The organism is Pseudarthrobacter cellobiosi, from assembly GCF_023913815.1.
Classification (GTDB): domain Bacteria; phylum Actinomycetota; class Actinomycetes; order Actinomycetales; family Micrococcaceae; genus Arthrobacter; species Arthrobacter cellobiosi.
Map to the genome: position 1 here is coordinate 237,022 of NZ_JAMXBK010000022.1, position 15,063 is coordinate 252,084.

Consider the following 15,063-nt stretch of genomic DNA (forward strand, 5'->3'; position numbering starts at 1 on the left):
CTACGCGGCTTTTTTGCGCTGCTTCGTCTGGGCCGGCTGCTTATTGGCGGTCTGCTGCTTGGCAGGCTGTTGCTGCACCGGATGGCGCTTCACGGGCTGCTGCTGGGTTACCGGGCGGTGTTGTGCGGGCTGGTTCGGGGCGGACTGCTTTGGGGCTTCGGGCTCGGCGGGCTGTGCCGGGGCCTCAGGCCGTGTTGCGGGCTCCTGCACCTGGTCGTCCGCTGGTTCCGCGTCCTGCGCCACTTCGTCCTGCACGGTCTCGTACTCGGTGGTCCCGTCCTGCGCCATCTCAACCAACGCGTACATGCGGTTGCGGCGCCAGCGGCGGACCAGGTCCACACCGGCCAGAATGCCTGCCAGCGGCGTCAGGACAGCCGCAGCGTAGACGAACAGCATCCACGTCAAGGTAGTCATGGGCGGCTGGTTGTTGTTCAACAGGGAGAGCCCGCCGAACATAGCGATGATCCAGAAAAGCAACACCGCCGTCAACACCGCGGCCGCGGGGAAGTACTGGTTGCGTACGATCTTCTTCAGGGTTTCCATGCATTTTCCTCCTGCCTGGCCGGGGTGCGGTGAGAGGCCGCATGAACACCAGTATGCGGCTGCAGGCTCACGGATTTGCGCAACACGCAGGTGGTGGTGACGAACCTAACGGCGGCTCGGCTGAGACCGGTGATCCGGCCCGTCGAGATCCAGGTTTCGGCAGGCTCAACCACCGGTCGGGGCTTCCGTGCTGCGGGCACAGCCAATACCGTGGATGACAACCGCCCCCTGACATTGGAGGACCTCATGCGCAAAGTCACGTCCGGCCTGTTCCACTCCGTTGACGGCGTGGTCTCAGACCCGTTCCTCTGGCAGTTCGACAGCTTCGACGACGACCTCGGCCAGGCTCTGACCCGCATGATGGAAAGCGTGGACACCGTGGTGCTGGGCCGGGTGAGCTACCAGGAGTGGGCCGGTTACTGGCCCACAGCATCGGTGGACGAGGACTTCGCCGGCTTCATCAACCCGGTGGAAAAGTTTGTGGCCTCCCGGACGCTGACGGAGCCGCTTGAGTGGCAGAACTCCCACCTGATCGAGGGACCGCTGGAGGAATTCGTGGCGGGCCTGAAAGAGCGCGACGGCGGCGAGATCGCCGTGACCGGCAGCATCTCGGTGGTGCGCCAATTGCTGTTCGCCGGGCAGCTGGATGAGCTGACCCTGATCACCCACCCCGTGGTGGCCGGCAGCGGCAGGAAGCTGTTCCAGGACGGCGACCCCGTGACACGGCTCGGTCTAAAGGACCAGTACCGGACCACGAAGGGCAACGTCGTCAGTACCTACGGGCTGCTGGGCGAATAAGCACCGACGCGATGGTCACCAGGGCGCGGCGCTGACGGCGCTTTCGTTGGGTCGATCGAAAGTCGGACGAACGGGGTCATCGTTAATGAACTCGCCGGGGTTGCTCGCCTGCCTAACGTGCAGCACCTCGTGGACGACTTGGGTGAGCGTCAGCGACTCGCCTCCCGCCCAGGCCAGTCCGAAGCGGATGGGACCGGCCGCGGCCCGAGCCTTGGTGATGATCGATTCGATGCGTCGCTGTTCTGCGGGGTAGAGGGGAAGCCCCCGGTCGCTTCGGTAGGCGTCAGCGGCCGCCAGTAGTCGAATGGCCTCCTCGACGCGGTGCTGCGCTGCGTAGACGCCGGCAATCGACTCGAGGAAAGCCTCGACGTGGCCTTGTGCACCGAGCTCAAGCGCCGCGCCGAGTGCCTCGTACAGCAGCTGTTCTGCAGTATCGTAGTCGCCGGATTGCTCTGTGCTGTCGGCCAGATTAACCAAGGTATTCCCGAGGAGTGATCGATCGCCGAGTGGTCGTGCACGTTCGACACATTCGCGGCACAGGTCAAGGGCGCGGCCGATGTCGCCGGCGTACAGTGCCAGCAGACCCAGGATAATCAAAGCTGCGACGCGCGTGCGCGGGCTGGCGTGGGGCAGCGACAAGACTTCGCCAGCCAGTCGCTGAGCGGTGTCCGAGTCGTCTCGCTGGGCCGCCTGCGTCGCCAGGCACATCGAGGACCAGGCGGCGCCTTGCTCGTTTCCGGACCTCCTAAATGCCTGAAGCGCCCGGTTGTGGAGGTCGGACGCCTCGTCGTTGCGGCCCAGTATCCAGCAGAGGGTGGCTGTTCCGCTAAGCGCGGCAGCCTTCAGCGCAGGTGCGGCGTCCGGTGTGCCGGCTACAAGCTTGAGGGCGATTTCACACTGCTCGGCCACGTCCCCGGTGAGCTCCCAGAAATGCCAGAGCTGTCCGATCAGCCGCAGGGCCAGATCAGTCGAGCCGTCCGGTCCGGTGGCCCAGAGCAGGGCACCGCGCAAATCCGGCGCATCAGCATTCAGCAGCCGGAAGGCGTCCACTTGACCGCGCTCCCAAAGCTGAGGGCTGACAGTCTCGGCGAGGGCGAGGTAGTACTCAGCATGCTGGCGCCGCACTGCTGCCCCCTCGCCACGCGACCCGAGACGGTCGCGGGCAAACTCGCGGATCGAATGCAGCATCGACACGCGTTTTGCTCCCGCCGGGTCGGTGTAGCGACGCAGCAGGCTATGGTGTGCGAGTCCCGTCAGCAAGTCTTCCGCCTCAGCCTCTGTGGCGGGAGTCGATCCGCAGATGCGGCTAACTGCCGCCACGGTTGGATCAGCAGCGAACACGCCAAGCTGATCGAAAAGCTGCCGCTCGGTTTCATCCAGCAGCTGGTAACTCCACTCGATCGTGGCCGTGACGGTTCGCTGGCGGTCCGGAAGGTCGCGGAAGGCTTCCGGCAGCGCGGCAAGGCTGACCTCCAAGTCGTCCAGGAGCTCGGTCTCGCTGTGATCCCGCAACTGGGCGGCTGCCAGTTCGATTGCCAGCGGAAGGCCGTCCAGGCGGTGGCACAGACGGGTCAGCACTGCTGCGTTGCCGTGGTCGAGTTCGAAATGCGGACGGACTGCCCGTCCACGGGCCAGGAGAAGTTTCACGGCCGGCACTTCCCGTAACACGCGCGGTTGCAGCGGCGGGTCGAACGGAGGCAGGGCCAACGGTGCGAGCTCGTATTCGTACTCGGCGCGAAGTCCAAGTCTTCGTCGGCTAGTGGCCATGATCCGCAGGCCAGGGGCCGCGGTCAGCATATCCAGCACCACCGGCCAAGCCTCTTCCAGGTGCTCGAAATTATCCAGGACCAACAACAGCCGGCGCGAGCGTAAGAAGCGGGCCGCGACCTTCAGCGGGTCCTCTCCGGCCCGGTCCTGCAACCCGAGCGCAGCAGTTATGGCGGCCGGCACTTGTTGAGTCTGGGTGAGCGGGGCGAGATTGACCCAGCCCACGCCGTCGGCCAATCGCTCACCGAGCTGCGCCGCTGCCGCCAAGGCCAACCGGGTCTTGCCGGTCCCGCCGGCGCCCGTTACGGTGACCAGCCTGCAGCGCTCCGAGCGGTAGAGGGAACACACCTCGGCCAGTTCTGCGTCCCGCCCGACCAGCGGGGTGAGTTCGGCCGGAAGGTTGTCCAGCCGTTGCCTGATGCGGCGGTGCCCATTAGTAGTCGGGGCAGCTAGCGACGCGTCTTGTTGCAGCACCGACCGCTCCAACAGTTGGAGGCGTGAACCAGGGTCGATGCCCAGTTCCTCGCGGAAGACCTGGCGCGCGTCACGGCAGGCTGCCAGCGCATCCGCCTGCCGATCGGAGCGGTACAGAGCGAGCACCAGCGACGCCCACAGCCGTTCCCGATACGGATGCTGCGCAGCCAACGTCTGTAACTCGCCCACGAGCCTGCCGTGCCGGCCGAGCGCGAGCTCAACCTCAGCCAGGTCCTGGTAGGCATCCAGGCGGCGATCCTCGAGTTCGTCCAGCTCCGGTCGGAACAGCTCGATGTCCGCCAAGTCAGGAAATGCGTGGCCCCTGAAGAGCTCCACGGCCTGGCGAAGAGACTCCGCGCCCCCGGCTAAATCCCCGGCCTGCACCGCCAGCTCGCCGGCCGCGATGTGCTCACGGAATTGCAGGAGGTCGAGCTCGTCCTCGGCAATCGTCAGCACGTAGCCGCCCGACCGGCTCGCCAGCCGCAGGGAGGCGGCGCCCTTGGATCGATCAGGATCCAGCATGTTTCGAAGGTTCGCGACATACACCTGAAGCTGTGCGCCCGGCTTTGCGGGCGGGTTGCCGGACCAGAGTGACTCTACGAGGAAGTCATGGGTCACCACCGAATTGGCCCGCAGGGCCAGGCACGCCAACACAATTCGCTGCTGGGCAGCACGCACGGCAACCGGCGTCCCGCCGGCGACCACCTCCAGTGGGCCCAGGGCCCGTATCCACAGTGCGCCCATCGCCAAGCACCCCTCACCGACCGGCCGCTGGCCCGGACCTGACCGGCCCGGTCCCGCGGAGCTCATCGACCAGCGACCCCATACGCCCGCCCTGACACGCGATGGGCCCCGAGGAGCCGCATCAACCCCATCATGCTCCTGCGGCGGGCAGAGGGTCCAGAGTCCCGGCAGCGATTAAGGACCGGTTAAGCCCCGGGAGCCACGCTTGAGTCACCCATCCGATATACGTTCGAAAGGAAATCCCATGAAAACCACGATTACCCGCGCATTGGCCCCTGCAGCCTTGGCCGCAGCCGCCCTGGTCGCCCCTGTGCCCCCGGCTGTTGCCGCAGCTGCTCCCGGGCCGATTGCCGGCTCATTCACCGTGCCATGCCCGGGCTTCAAGGTGGTCCTCACGGCTGACGGCAAGGTCGGGGTTATCGACCTGCCCGGTGACCGGGCCAAGATCATCTGGCCGGGCTTGACTGTCACTCTCACGGCAAAATCAGGGGAATACATAACCTACGAGGGCGCCTCGGGCGTGACCCACATTGAGCCAGCCTCCGATGGCGGCCAGTACGTTACCGCGACGGGGCGCAACATCATCACCGTTCCTAAAGCAAACGGGCATCCTCTGGGCGTGTACTTCACCATCGGTACCGTCAACTGGACCCTCAACGCCGACGGAAGCGAACGCGGAGGTATGTTCACAGGTACCGGCACAGTGGTTGACGTCTGCGCTGAACTGGCCAGCTGAGCCCTAGCCCCTGTTCCGCTCCAGCATTTGGCCAATGATCCGGGCGCCCTCGGGGAAGGCGCCCGGATTCGTCCCCGAGTAGTTGAGCCGGATGAACGGACCGGCCGGCTCGGCCGGGAACCATTCGTTGCCGCCGGCGATGATCACCCCGGCGGTTTCGCAGTCGCGGGTCAGCCGTTCCAGGTCGGTCCCGTCCGGCAGGCGCGCCCAGAGGTTCAGGCCGCCCTTGGGCACCTGCTCGATGTGCGCCTGAGGGGCGTGCTGGCGCAGGCTGGTGACGAGCAGGTCGCGGCGTGACTCGAGCTGGTGGCGGAGGCTGCAAAGGTGCGTCTGCCACCCGGGCTGCGTCACGACGTCGAGCGCTGCCGCCTGGAGCAGCCCGCTGACGTACATCGATTCGGCCGCCCGGTCCGCCAGGATGCGCTCCCGTGCCGGACCGCGGGCGATCACCGCGGCGACCCGGATCGACGGTGACACGCTCTTGGTCAGCGAGCGCAGGTAGACAACGTGGCCGGAGTCGTCGCGGGAGGCGACGGGCACGGGGTTGGAGCTGATGCCAAAGTCGTGCGCCCAGTCGTCCTCCACAAGGAACGCGCCCTTCGCGCGCACCACGTCCAGGACCTGTTCACGCCGTTCAGCAGACCACTGCGCGCCGGTGGGGTTGGCGTAGTTGGGCTGCGCGTAGAACAGCCGCGCGCCGGACTCCTCAAAGGCTCGGGCCAGTTCCGCCGGGTCCGGTCCGTCCGGTCCGCTGGGCACCGGGACAATGCGCACGCCGCCCTGCCCCGCTGCCAGGATGGCACCCCAGTAGGACGGCGATTCCATCAGCAGCGGCTGTCCGCGGCCCGCGAGCGCGCTGAAGACGGAGCTCAGCCCGCTTTGGCTTCCAGGGAGTACGACGACGTCACTCGGGTTCGGCGGGGTGGTCCCGGCCGGCGTGGAGGCACCGAGTTCGTGCGCAAACCACGACTGCAGTTCCGGCATGCCGGCTGCGGGCGGACGGAACAAGGCCGCGTCACCGCGGGCTGCCCGGGCAATGGCGGCCCGCACCAGCCGCTCGGGCAGGAGTTCGCGGTCCGGGTAGCCGGAGTGGAAGGAGATGGCATCGTTGGCGACGTTGCGCATGGTGCTGGAGGCCGGGGGCGGCGGCGCCAGCGGGGAACGGAGGGCCGCCGTCTGCCAGCCGTAGTCGGACGGACGGGCACTCCGGACGGCGCGCACGAAGGTCCCCACGCCGGGCCGGCTCTCGATCAGCCCCTGCGCCGTGAGCGCCTGCAGGGCCTTCTGCACCGTGACGGGACTGGCCTGATACTCGGCCACCAGCGACCGCGTGGACGGCAGCTTCGCACCGGGCGCGGCCGAAGAAATCCATTTCTTCAGGTGCGCCACAATCCGGGAACTGCTATCGTTATTCATGAGAGACAATAGTAGCGCTACTACTCCTTTACCGCCAGTGATACCGTCCAGCCAGCCCGTCGGCCTCTGGTGGGGTCTCGTGGGAGTAGCAGCCTTCTCCTTCACGGTTCCTTTCACGAAGGTGGCCGTCGAGTCCCTGTCGCCGCTGTTTATCGGGTCAGGCCGTGCGGTGGTAGCCGCCATCCTCGCCGCCTTCGCGCTCGCCCTCAACCGGCAGCGGCTACCCCGCGGCACGCAGTGGGTCCGCCTCGCGGTGGTGGCCAGCGGCATCGTAGTCGGGTTTCCCCTGCTGACTTCCTTCGCGCTCACCACAACGCCGGCCAGTCACGGCGCAGTGGTGATCGCCCTGTTGCCCGCCGCGACGGCGACCGTGGCTGTCCTGCGGGGGCGTGAGCATCCCCCGCTGGCGTTCTGGCTCATCACCGGCGTGGGCGGGTTGGCCGCAATAGCCTTCGGATCCCTGCAGTCCGGCGGGTTCGGGCAGCTGCACTGGGCCGATCTGCTGCTCCTCGGCGCGGTGATGGCCGCGGCCATCGGCTATGCGGAGGGTGGCCTGCTGGCCCGCGAGCTCGGCGCCTGGCAGACCGTGTCGTGGGCACTGGTGCTGGCGTCGCCGCTGATGGTGTTTTTGGTGGCGGTATCCGTGGCGCAGCAGCCGCCGTCGGGCACACCGGTCCAGTGGCTGGCCTTTGCGTACCTGGGCGTGGTCAGCATGTTCCTCGGCTTCTTCGCCTGGTACCGCGGCTTGGCTATTGGCCCCATGGCCCAGGTCAGCCAGATCCAGCTTGTCCAGCCCGTGCTGAGCATCTGCTGGGCGGGCCTCCTGCTCGGCGAGACCCTGACATGGAGCACCATCGTGGGCGGCCTGGCCGTTATTCTCTGCGCGGGCGCCGCGGTCCGGGTCCGGATGAGGCCGGCCTCAACTCAACCGGCGCCCGCCCAGCCCGCCGTCCTCGACGCCACAAAATCCCTCCAGTCAGCGAAGGATTAGTCCCATGTACACCCCAGCTCATTTTGAAGCCGGCCCCGATGCCATTCAGGAACTGCTGACCCGGCCGGGCGCAGCGAACCTGGTCACCACGACGTCAGGAGGCCTGATCGCCACGCTGCTGCCGTTTGCCTACGACCCCTCGGTGGGCGAGCACGGCGCGCTGCAGACGCACGTCGCCAGGAACAACCCCCAGTGGTCCGAACCGGCCATCGGCGAATCACTGATGATCATCCAGGGCGCGGACGCATACATTTCGCCGTCCTGGTACCCGTCCAAAGCCGAGCACGGGCGCGTTGTGCCCACGTGGAACTACTCCACGGCGCACGTGTACGGCCATCTCGTGATCCATGACGACCCGGCATGGCTCGCCGGCCAGGTCAGGCGGCTGACCAACGCCAACGAAGCGGATTTTGACCACCCTTGGAGCGTGGACGACGCGCCGGAACGCTACGTCTCGGGCCAGTTGCGCGCCATTGTGGGCATCGAACTGGTCATCACCAGGATCGAGGCCAAGACCAAGCTGAGCCAGAACCGGTCAGCGGCGGACGTCGACGGCGTCGTGGCTGGGCTCACCGCCCGCGGGGATACAGAAAGCGCCGCCGACGTCGAACGCGCACGCTAAGGCCCCGGCCTAGCGTGCGACGAGCTCCTCGCTGGCCTCCCACAAACCCTGCGCCAGCTCGGCGTCGTACGCCTGGGCGTTGGCCTTGGCCAGGGCTCGCTTGGCGTAGTAGGCGCCGGAGATCCAGTCGGTTCCGGCGGTGCCGTTGCTGAGCCAGAGGAGGGTGTCGGCGCCCTGGTCCGGGGTGAGCATAAAGCGGTTGAGGAGCGTCTTGTAGGCGTGCCGCATGGGGCTGGTGGACTCTGCCGCGAAGTTGGTGCGGACCACGCCCGGGTGGAACGCCGCCGTCGTGATTCCGTGCTCGCCGAAGCGGCGGTGCAGCTCGGACGTGAAGAGGATGTTGGCGAGTTTGGCGGTGCCATAGGCGCGGTTGGTGGCGTAGGTGTGCTCCGATTTGAGGTCGAAGAGGTCCATTTTGCCGAAGCCGTTGGCCGCGCTGGCGGTGTTGATGACCTTGGCGTTGCTGGCGGTGAGGACGTCCATCAGCTCGGTGGTGAGCAGGAACGGCGCCAGGTGGTTGATCTGGAAGGTGGACTCGTTGCCGTCCACGGTGAGCTGGTGCTTGCCCATGATGCCGCCGGCGTTGTTGGCCAGGACGTCGATCCGGTCGTAGTCGTCCCTCAGCTGCGCGGCGAGCGTGCGGACCTGGTCCAGCTCGGCGAAGTCGCTGACGAAGTAGTCGGCGTTGAGCTCCTTCGCGATGGCCTGCGTCTTCTCCTCGGAACGGCCGACGACGACCACCCGGTCGCCTGCCTGGGTCAGCGTCCGCGCGGCTGCCGCGCCAATGCCGTCGCTGGCGCCGGTGATCACGATGGTGCGTTGGGTCAAGGGGTGTCCTTTGGTTGGGTGGAACCTGGGAGGTGAGTGCGGACTCCTGCAAGCCTAGCGGTACGGCAATTCTGTCCACGGCGCACCGGCGGGCATAAGCTGCACAAGGAATCACACCGCAGACTTGGGAGAATGCCACATGGAGATGGCCAAAGCGTCCGACGAAGCCAAGGAGCGCTTCCGCTCAGTAGTTCCGGACAACCCCGAGGTGGTGGTCAAGCCGATGTTCGGCAACCTGGGCGCCTTCGTCAACGGCAACATGTTCGCCGGACTGTTCGGCTCCACGATCGGCGTGAAGCTCTCCGACGCCGACCGGCAGGAGCTCGAAAGCACCGAGCGGACCGTCCCGTTCGGACCGGCGGAGCGGCCCATGGGCGGCTACACCGGGCTGCCGGAGGTGTGGAACGCCGAGGGTGAGGGTGGCGACGCGCGAGCAAGCGCGTGGGTGGAGAAGGCCTTCGAGTACGTCGCGGGGCTCCCGCCGAAAGCGCCCAAGGCAGCCAAACCGCGCAAGTAGCGGCGGAACAGTATTACGACGACGGCGGGGCGCCAGAATTTCTCTGGACGCCCCGCCGTCGTACTTCAGTCAGCCGTGGCTGGAGTCGGTTCGCTAACCCGACACGCCGGCGAGCAGGAAGAGGACCGCGGCGATGGCGAAGCCCATCACGCCGATCAGGGTTTCCATGACGGTCCAGGTCCGCAGGGTGGTCTTGACGTCCATGCCGAAGAAGCGGCCCACCAGCCAGAAGCCGGAGTCGTTGACGTGGGAGACCACCACGGAGCCTGCTGCCACGGCAATAACCAGGGCGGCGACCTGCATACCGGTCAGTCCGGCGGTGGCCACGGCCGGGGCGATCAGGCCAGCGGTGGTGGTCAGGGCCACGGTGGCGGAACCCTGGGCGATGCGCAGGATGGCGGCGATCAGGAAGCCGGCCAGGATCAGCGGGATGCCCAGGTTGCCCAGGACATCGGCCAGTGCGTCGCCAATGCCGGAGGCACGGAGGACGCCGCCGAACATGCCGCCGGCGCCGGTGATCAGGATGACGGAGCAGACCGGCCCCAGCGAGGATTCGAGCAGCTTCTCGATGGCGCCAGCATCCTTGCCGCGGCGGGCTCCCAGAACAAACACGGCGACCAGGACGGCGATCAGCAGGGCCACCGGGGTTTCGCCGATGGTGCGCAGGACCTGGAACCACTGCTCGTTCCGGACGGCTTCGGAGAGCGCTCCGGACGAGGCAAGGGTGTTCAGGCCGGTGTTGATGAAGATCAGGACGAGCGGCAGGAGCAGCAGGCCGATGATGGTGCGGAAGCGCGGCGGGTGGGACTCGGCCTCAGCACTGGCGTGGCCCAGGATTTCCGGCACCGGGAGGACCAGCTTCTTGCCGGTCCACAGGCCGAACAGGTAGGCGGTGACGTACCAGGTGGGGATGGCGGTGATGAGGCCGGCGATCAGGACCAGGCCGATGTTGGCATCAAAGAAGGCGGCAGCGGAGACCGGGCCCGGGTGCGGCGGCAGGAAAATATGCATCACGGAGAACGCACCGGCGGCGGGGAGGCCGTAGCGCAGCACTCCCCCGCCCAGGCGGTGGGCCACGGCGAAGACGACGGGCAGCATGACCACCAGGCCGGCGTCGAAGAAGATGGGAAAGCCGAAGATCAGGGAGGCGAGGCCCAGGGCGAACGGGGCACGCTTTTCGCCGAACACGCCGATCAGGTAGTCGGCCAGCACCTTGGCGCCGCCGCTGGTCTCAACGATGCGGCCGAGCATGGCGCCCAGTCCCACGAGGAGCGCCACGGTGCCCAGGGTTGTACCGAACCCGTTGATCAGCACAGGAACCACCTGGTTGGCGGGGATTCCGGTGGCGAATGCGGTCGCGAGGCTGATCACGATCAGGGCCACGAGTGCGTGCATCCGCAGCTTGATGATCAGGAACAGCAGCGCGACGATCGATGCCGCGGCGATGAGCAGCAGGGGGCCTGCACCCAGCGTCTGGGTCCATCCTTCGATGACCATGGTTCTCCTTTGAAACAGAAATAATGAAATATTTGGGGAAAATTGGGCCGGCTCAGCAGGCGCCGGGCTCAGCTGGCGCCGGGCTCAGCTGGCGCTGGGCTCCAGGCGGGCGCTCGGCGCCGGACCCACGGGAAGCGTGAGGCCAGCCAGCACGGCGGCGACGATCTCCGCCGGGGAGTTGGAGATGTCCAGGCGTAGGCTGCCGGCGGCGAGTTCGTTGCCGGTCAGCGGTTCCAAGGCGGCCAGCTGGCTGGGCAGGAGCGTGGGCGGCATGAAGTGGCCTTCGCGGCCCTGCATGCGATGGCCGATCAGGTCGGCCCCGCCGTCGAGGTGGATGAACAGGACCCGGCCCTGCGCGTCGGAGAGCAGCTGACGGTAGCTCTGCTTGAGCGCGGAACAGGTGAGCACCGTGCTCTTCCCGGCCGCCGCATTTGCGGTCATCCAGTCCTGGATTTCCCGCAGCCAGGGCCAGCGGTCCCCGTCCTGGAGGGGAATGCCCTGGGTCATCTTGTCGATGTTGGACTGCGGGTGGAACTCGTCCGCTTCGGCACAGGCCCAGCCAAGCTGCTGGGAAAGCGCTGCCGCAATGGTGGACTTGCCGGAGCCGGCAACGCCCATCACCACCAGGTGCGTGGCTGGATACTGCATGTTTTACCTCCGAAGAAGACGCCGTTGGCTAAGGGAAGAACGCTCATTGCGCATCTCACAGGGAACTGCGCCGGGAGATAAGGTATCACCATTTTGAACCATTGATACTATCTTTTGGTGTCACAAGTCATACCTTTGGGACTTTGTCGGTACGATTGGAGGGCGCACAGGCGCCGAGGAAAGCAGGAAAGATGTCGACGGCGACACCACCGGACGCGGATGACGCGCACGACGGCGGGGCCTCCCCCGCCATGCATGAACGCGTTCTCGAGGCGGTTGGCTCGGCCATCGCGGCAGGGAGCCTTCCTCCGGGCAGCCGGCTGACCCTTGAGGGCCTCCAGCAGGAGTACGGCATCTCCCGCACCGTTGCGCGGGACAGCATGAAGGTCCTGGAGTCCATGAACCTGGTGTATTCGCGCCGGCGGGTGGGCATCGTGGTCCAGGAGCGCAGGCTGTGGAATGTCTTCGATCCCAAGCTGGTGCGCTGGCGCCTCGGCTCTGTCCGGCGCGACATCCAGTACAGCAGCCTCACGGAGCTGCGCATCGCCGTCGAGCCCATTGCAGCCGCAGGTGCTGCCCGCCGGGCGAGCGCCGCGGAACGGGCCAAGCTGGTTGCCCTGGCTGCGGAGCTGCGGCGGCTGGGCGAAGCCGGCGAACTTGAGGCGTTCCTGGCGGTGGACATCGAGTTCCATTGCCTGCTGCTCCAAAGCTGCGGCAATGAGATGTTCACAGCGTTGGAAGGCATGGTGGCCGAGGTGCTGACCAGCCGGACCAAGCAGGGCCTGATGCCCTTCAAACCGCGGAACGAAGCGTTACAGGCCCACCAGGATGTTGCGGCGGCAGTGGCCCGCGGAGACGCGGTGGGGGCGGAGACTGCCGTCCACCACATCCTGGACGAGGTCCGGAACGCGATGGGCCTGCACTGACTCTTTCGGGATGCCGCGTTAGTGAGTAGCCTGCAATTAGGGGCTCATGCAAAGGGCCCATAGCTGCCGTGCAGAAGTATCTGTGAGGTGAAAAATGGCCATCACCGGACATTCACGAATAGGGACCTCGTCTACCGCTGCTCCCGCGGTAGTACCCCGGCGCAAAGGCGCCATGGTGGTCAGCTGGCTCACCTCCACCGACCACAAGGTCATCGGGTATATGTACCTGATCGCGTCGTTCGTCTTCTTCTGCCTGGCAGGAGTGATGGCCTTGCTGATCCGGGCCGAGCTCTTCGAACCCGGCATGCAGGTCCTGCAGACCAAGGAGCAGTACAACCAGCTGTTCACGATGCACGGCACCATGATGCTGCTGATGTTCGCCACCCCGCTGTTCGCCGGCTTCGGCAATGTCATCATGCCGCTGCAGATCGGCGCCCCCGACGTCGCGTTCCCGCGTCTGAACGCACTGGCCTTCTGGTTCTTCCTCTTCGGCTCCACCATCGCCGTCTCGGGCTTCATCACCCCGCAGGGCGCTGCGGCGTTCGGCTGGTTCGCTTACGCGCCATTGAACAACACCACTTTCACCCCCGGCGTGGGCGGTGACCTGTGGGTCTTCGGCCTGGCGCTGTCCGGCTTCGGCACCATCCTTGGTGCGGTCAACTTCATCACCACCATCATCTGCATGCGCGCCCCGGGCCTGACCATGTGGCGGATGCCCATCTTCACCTGGAACACGCTGGTCACGGCCATCCTGGTGATCATGGCCTTCCCGCCGCTCGCCGCAGCACTGTTTGCCCTGGGGGCGGACCGTAAGTTCGGTGCCCACATCTATGATCCGGAGAACGGCGGCGCGGTTCTGTGGCAGCACCTGTTCTGGTTCTTCGGCCACCCCGAGGTGTACATCATTGCGCTGCCGTTCTTCGGCATTGTGTCCGAGATCTTCCCGGTCTTCAGCCGCAAGCCGATCTTCGGCTACAAGGGACTGGTCTACGCCACCATCGCCATCGCCGCCCTGTCCATGACCGTGTGGGCACACCACATGTACGTGACCGGTTCGGTGCTTCTGCCGTTCTTCGCCTTCATGACCATGCTCATCGCCGTACCTACCGGCGTGAAATTCTTCAACTGGATCGGCACCATGTGGGGCGGATCCCTCACCTTCGAAACCCCCATGCTCTGGAGCCTCGGTTTCCTCATCACGTTCCTCTTCGGCGGCCTGACCGGGATCATCCTCTCCTCCCCGCCGCTGGACTTCCACGTCTCCGATTCGTACTTTGTCGTGGCGCACTTCCACTACGTGGTGTTCGGCACGGTGGTGTTCGCGATGTTCGCAGGCTTCTACTTCTGGTGGCCAAAATTCACAGGCAGGATGCTCAACGAGCGCCTCGGGAAGATCCACTTCTGGATGCTGTTCCTGGGATTCCACGGAACGTTCCTGATCCAGCACTGGCTAGGGGTCATGGGAATGCCCCGCCGCTACGCCGACTACCTGGTGGAGGACAACTTCGCCTGGATGAACCAGTTCTCCACCATCTCGTCATACCTTCTCGGCGCCTCGATGATTCCGTTCTTCTGGAACGTCTACATCACGTGGCGCACCTCAGAGCGCGTTGAGGTGGATGACCCGTGGGGCTTCGGCGCCTCGCTCGAATGGGCCACGTCCTGCCCGCCGCCGCGCCACAACTTCACGTCCCTGCCCCGGATCCGTTCGGAACGTCCCGCCCTGGACCTCCACCACCCGGAGCTCAGCGTCCGCGCGCACGAAACCACGCACAGCCCTGCCGCGGCCGCCCTGGGCGCTGCCGATATCGGCGAACAGGATGTGCGGAATCCAAACCCGGACGAGTAACCGGGGATTGAGCCTGCCAACCTCCGGTGGTTGAGCCCGTAGAAACCTAAACCGAGCGGCCCACAGCCTGGACCGCCAGCAGGAACTTCACGCCGCCGTCGGTTAGCAGTGCCCTGTCAAGAGGCCCCAATTTGGGCGCCGTCGAATGTTGCGGGGGCGAAGTGGCTGCCGTACTCGCCCGTCACGCCGAAGATCCAGGACGTCGCATCCGCGTGTTCCGGATGCTCCGGGTCCGCGACGATTTGCAGCATTCGCGTGTACCCGTGGGGCCCGCCGGAGTCCTCCACGGGTCCGCGGTTGGCGCCATCGACGCACAGCAGTTCCCCGGCCGGAAGGTCCGCTGAACCAAGCACCTCCACGTGATGCGTCCAGCTATCGCCAAAGTCGTACTCGTATTCCAGCGCGCTTCCCGGCTTTTGGGCATCCAGCAGTTCGGAAAGGACGACGCCGGAGGCCGGCTCTGCGTCCAGATCTTCCGTGAGGTCGTGGGGACCCACAATTTCCCGCGGCTTTCGGGCGCGGTCCTCGCAGCGGATGGCGTAGAGGTGGCTGTTTTCCCAGCCGAAGGCGGCCTGGACAGCGAGGTGGAACTCGGGAACCGTCAGCGTCACGGGGACCTGCAGCCTTCGCCAGATCAACGGTTCGATGTCCGTGATGCTGATCCGGAGGTCGAAGGCGGGAACGGAAAATTGCATGGAGGCAATCCT

General features: G+C 66.1%; 14 protein-coding genes. 7 read left to right on the forward strand and 7 right to left on the reverse strand.

Annotation, left to right across the window (positions count from 1 at the left end; genetic code table 11):
• Nucleotides 1-543 carry a hypothetical protein gene (locus NG701_RS08970; RefSeq protein WP_252566604.1) on the reverse strand — a complete coding sequence of 181 codons (543 nt, stop codon included), beginning with the start codon at nucleotides 541-543 and terminating at the stop codon, nucleotides 1-3.
• Nucleotides 544-789: 246 nt separating this feature from the next.
• On the opposite strand from NG701_RS08970, the gene NG701_RS08975 reads away from it, so the two are divergent.
• Entirely contained in the window at nucleotides 790-1,341 is a 552-nt protein-coding gene (locus NG701_RS08975) for a dihydrofolate reductase family protein (RefSeq protein ID WP_252566721.1), read from the forward strand.
• A gap of 15 nt (nucleotides 1,342-1,356) precedes the next feature.
• Here NG701_RS08975 and NG701_RS08980 read toward each other — a convergent pair whose 3' ends face one another.
• The gene (locus NG701_RS08980; RefSeq protein ID WP_252566607.1) at nucleotides 1,357-4,326 is read right to left on the reverse strand and encodes an AfsR/SARP family transcriptional regulator; all 2,970 of its coding nucleotides are present in this window, start codon (nucleotides 4,324-4,326) and stop codon (nucleotides 1,357-1,359) included.
• A 244-nt stretch (nucleotides 4,327-4,570) separates the two neighbouring features.
• Here NG701_RS08980 and NG701_RS08985 point away from each other — a divergent pair, with 244 nt between their 5' ends.
• Nucleotides 4,571-5,062, forward strand: a complete 492-nt coding sequence (locus NG701_RS08985; protein ID WP_252566610.1) for a hypothetical protein — start codon at nucleotides 4,571-4,573, stop codon at nucleotides 5,060-5,062.
• Between the two features lie 3 nt (nucleotides 5,063-5,065).
• Here the strand turns inward: NG701_RS08985 and NG701_RS08990 are convergent, their stop codons facing one another.
• On the reverse strand, nucleotides 5,066-6,478 hold the full coding sequence (locus tag NG701_RS08990; RefSeq protein WP_252566613.1) for an aminotransferase-like domain-containing protein: 1,413 nt from the start codon (nucleotides 6,476-6,478) through the stop codon (nucleotides 5,066-5,068).
• Here NG701_RS08990 and NG701_RS08995 point away from each other — a divergent pair.
• Together NG701_RS08995 and NG701_RS09000 are read left to right on the forward strand one after the other, a co-directional pair.
• A complete protein-coding gene (locus NG701_RS08995) occupies nucleotides 6,477-7,469 on the forward strand; it encodes a DMT family transporter (RefSeq protein ID WP_252566616.1) in 993 nt (330 codons plus the stop codon). The two genes, NG701_RS08990 and NG701_RS08995, sit on opposite strands and share 2 nt — an antisense overlap.
• A 4-nt stretch (nucleotides 7,470-7,473) precedes the next feature.
• Nucleotides 7,474-8,091 carry an FMN-binding negative transcriptional regulator gene (locus tag NG701_RS09000; protein ID WP_252566619.1) on the forward strand — a complete coding sequence of 206 codons (618 nt, stop codon included), beginning with the start codon at nucleotides 7,474-7,476 and terminating at the stop codon, nucleotides 8,089-8,091.
• Between the two features lie 9 nt (nucleotides 8,092-8,100).
• Here the strand turns inward: NG701_RS09000 and NG701_RS09005 are convergent, their stop codons facing one another.
• Nucleotides 8,101-8,919, reverse strand: coding sequence for an SDR family NAD(P)-dependent oxidoreductase (locus NG701_RS09005; protein ID WP_252566622.1), 819 nt, complete (start codon nucleotides 8,917-8,919; stop codon nucleotides 8,101-8,103).
• Nucleotides 8,920-9,058: 139 nt separating this feature from the next.
• On the opposite strand from NG701_RS09005, the gene NG701_RS09010 reads away from it, so the two are divergent.
• Nucleotides 9,059-9,436 (forward strand): TfoX/Sxy family protein, encoded by a 378-nt coding sequence (locus NG701_RS09010; RefSeq protein ID WP_252566625.1) that lies wholly within the window; start codon nucleotides 9,059-9,061, stop codon nucleotides 9,434-9,436.
• Nucleotides 9,437-9,529: 93 nt separating this feature from the next.
• Here the strand turns inward: NG701_RS09010 and NG701_RS09015 are convergent, their stop codons facing one another.
• A complete protein-coding gene (locus tag NG701_RS09015; RefSeq protein ID WP_252566627.1) occupies nucleotides 9,530-10,933 on the reverse strand; it encodes a GntP family permease in 1,404 nt (467 codons plus the stop codon).
• A gap of 84 nt (nucleotides 10,934-11,017) precedes the next feature.
• The gene (locus NG701_RS09020) at nucleotides 11,018-11,581 is read right to left on the reverse strand and encodes a gluconokinase (protein WP_252566630.1); all 564 of its coding nucleotides are present in this window, start codon (nucleotides 11,579-11,581) and stop codon (nucleotides 11,018-11,020) included.
• A 191-nt stretch (nucleotides 11,582-11,772) separates the two neighbouring features.
• On the opposite strand from NG701_RS09020, the gene NG701_RS09025 reads away from it, so the two are divergent.
• Together NG701_RS09025 and ctaD are read left to right on the forward strand one after the other, a co-directional pair.
• Entirely contained in the window at nucleotides 11,773-12,507 is a 735-nt protein-coding gene (locus NG701_RS09025) for a FadR/GntR family transcriptional regulator (RefSeq protein WP_252566632.1), read from the forward strand.
• A gap of 94 nt (nucleotides 12,508-12,601) precedes the next feature.
• Nucleotides 12,602-14,356, forward strand: a complete 1,755-nt coding sequence (gene ctaD / locus NG701_RS09030; RefSeq protein WP_252566635.1) for an aa3-type cytochrome oxidase subunit I — start codon at nucleotides 12,602-12,604, stop codon at nucleotides 14,354-14,356.
• A gap of 116 nt (nucleotides 14,357-14,472) precedes the next feature.
• Here the strand turns inward: ctaD and NG701_RS09035 are convergent, their stop codons facing one another.
• Nucleotides 14,473-15,051 (reverse strand): plasmid pRiA4b ORF-3 family protein, encoded by a 579-nt coding sequence (locus NG701_RS09035; protein WP_252566638.1) that lies wholly within the window; start codon nucleotides 15,049-15,051, stop codon nucleotides 14,473-14,475.
• Between the last annotated feature and the right edge of the window lie 12 nt (nucleotides 15,052-15,063).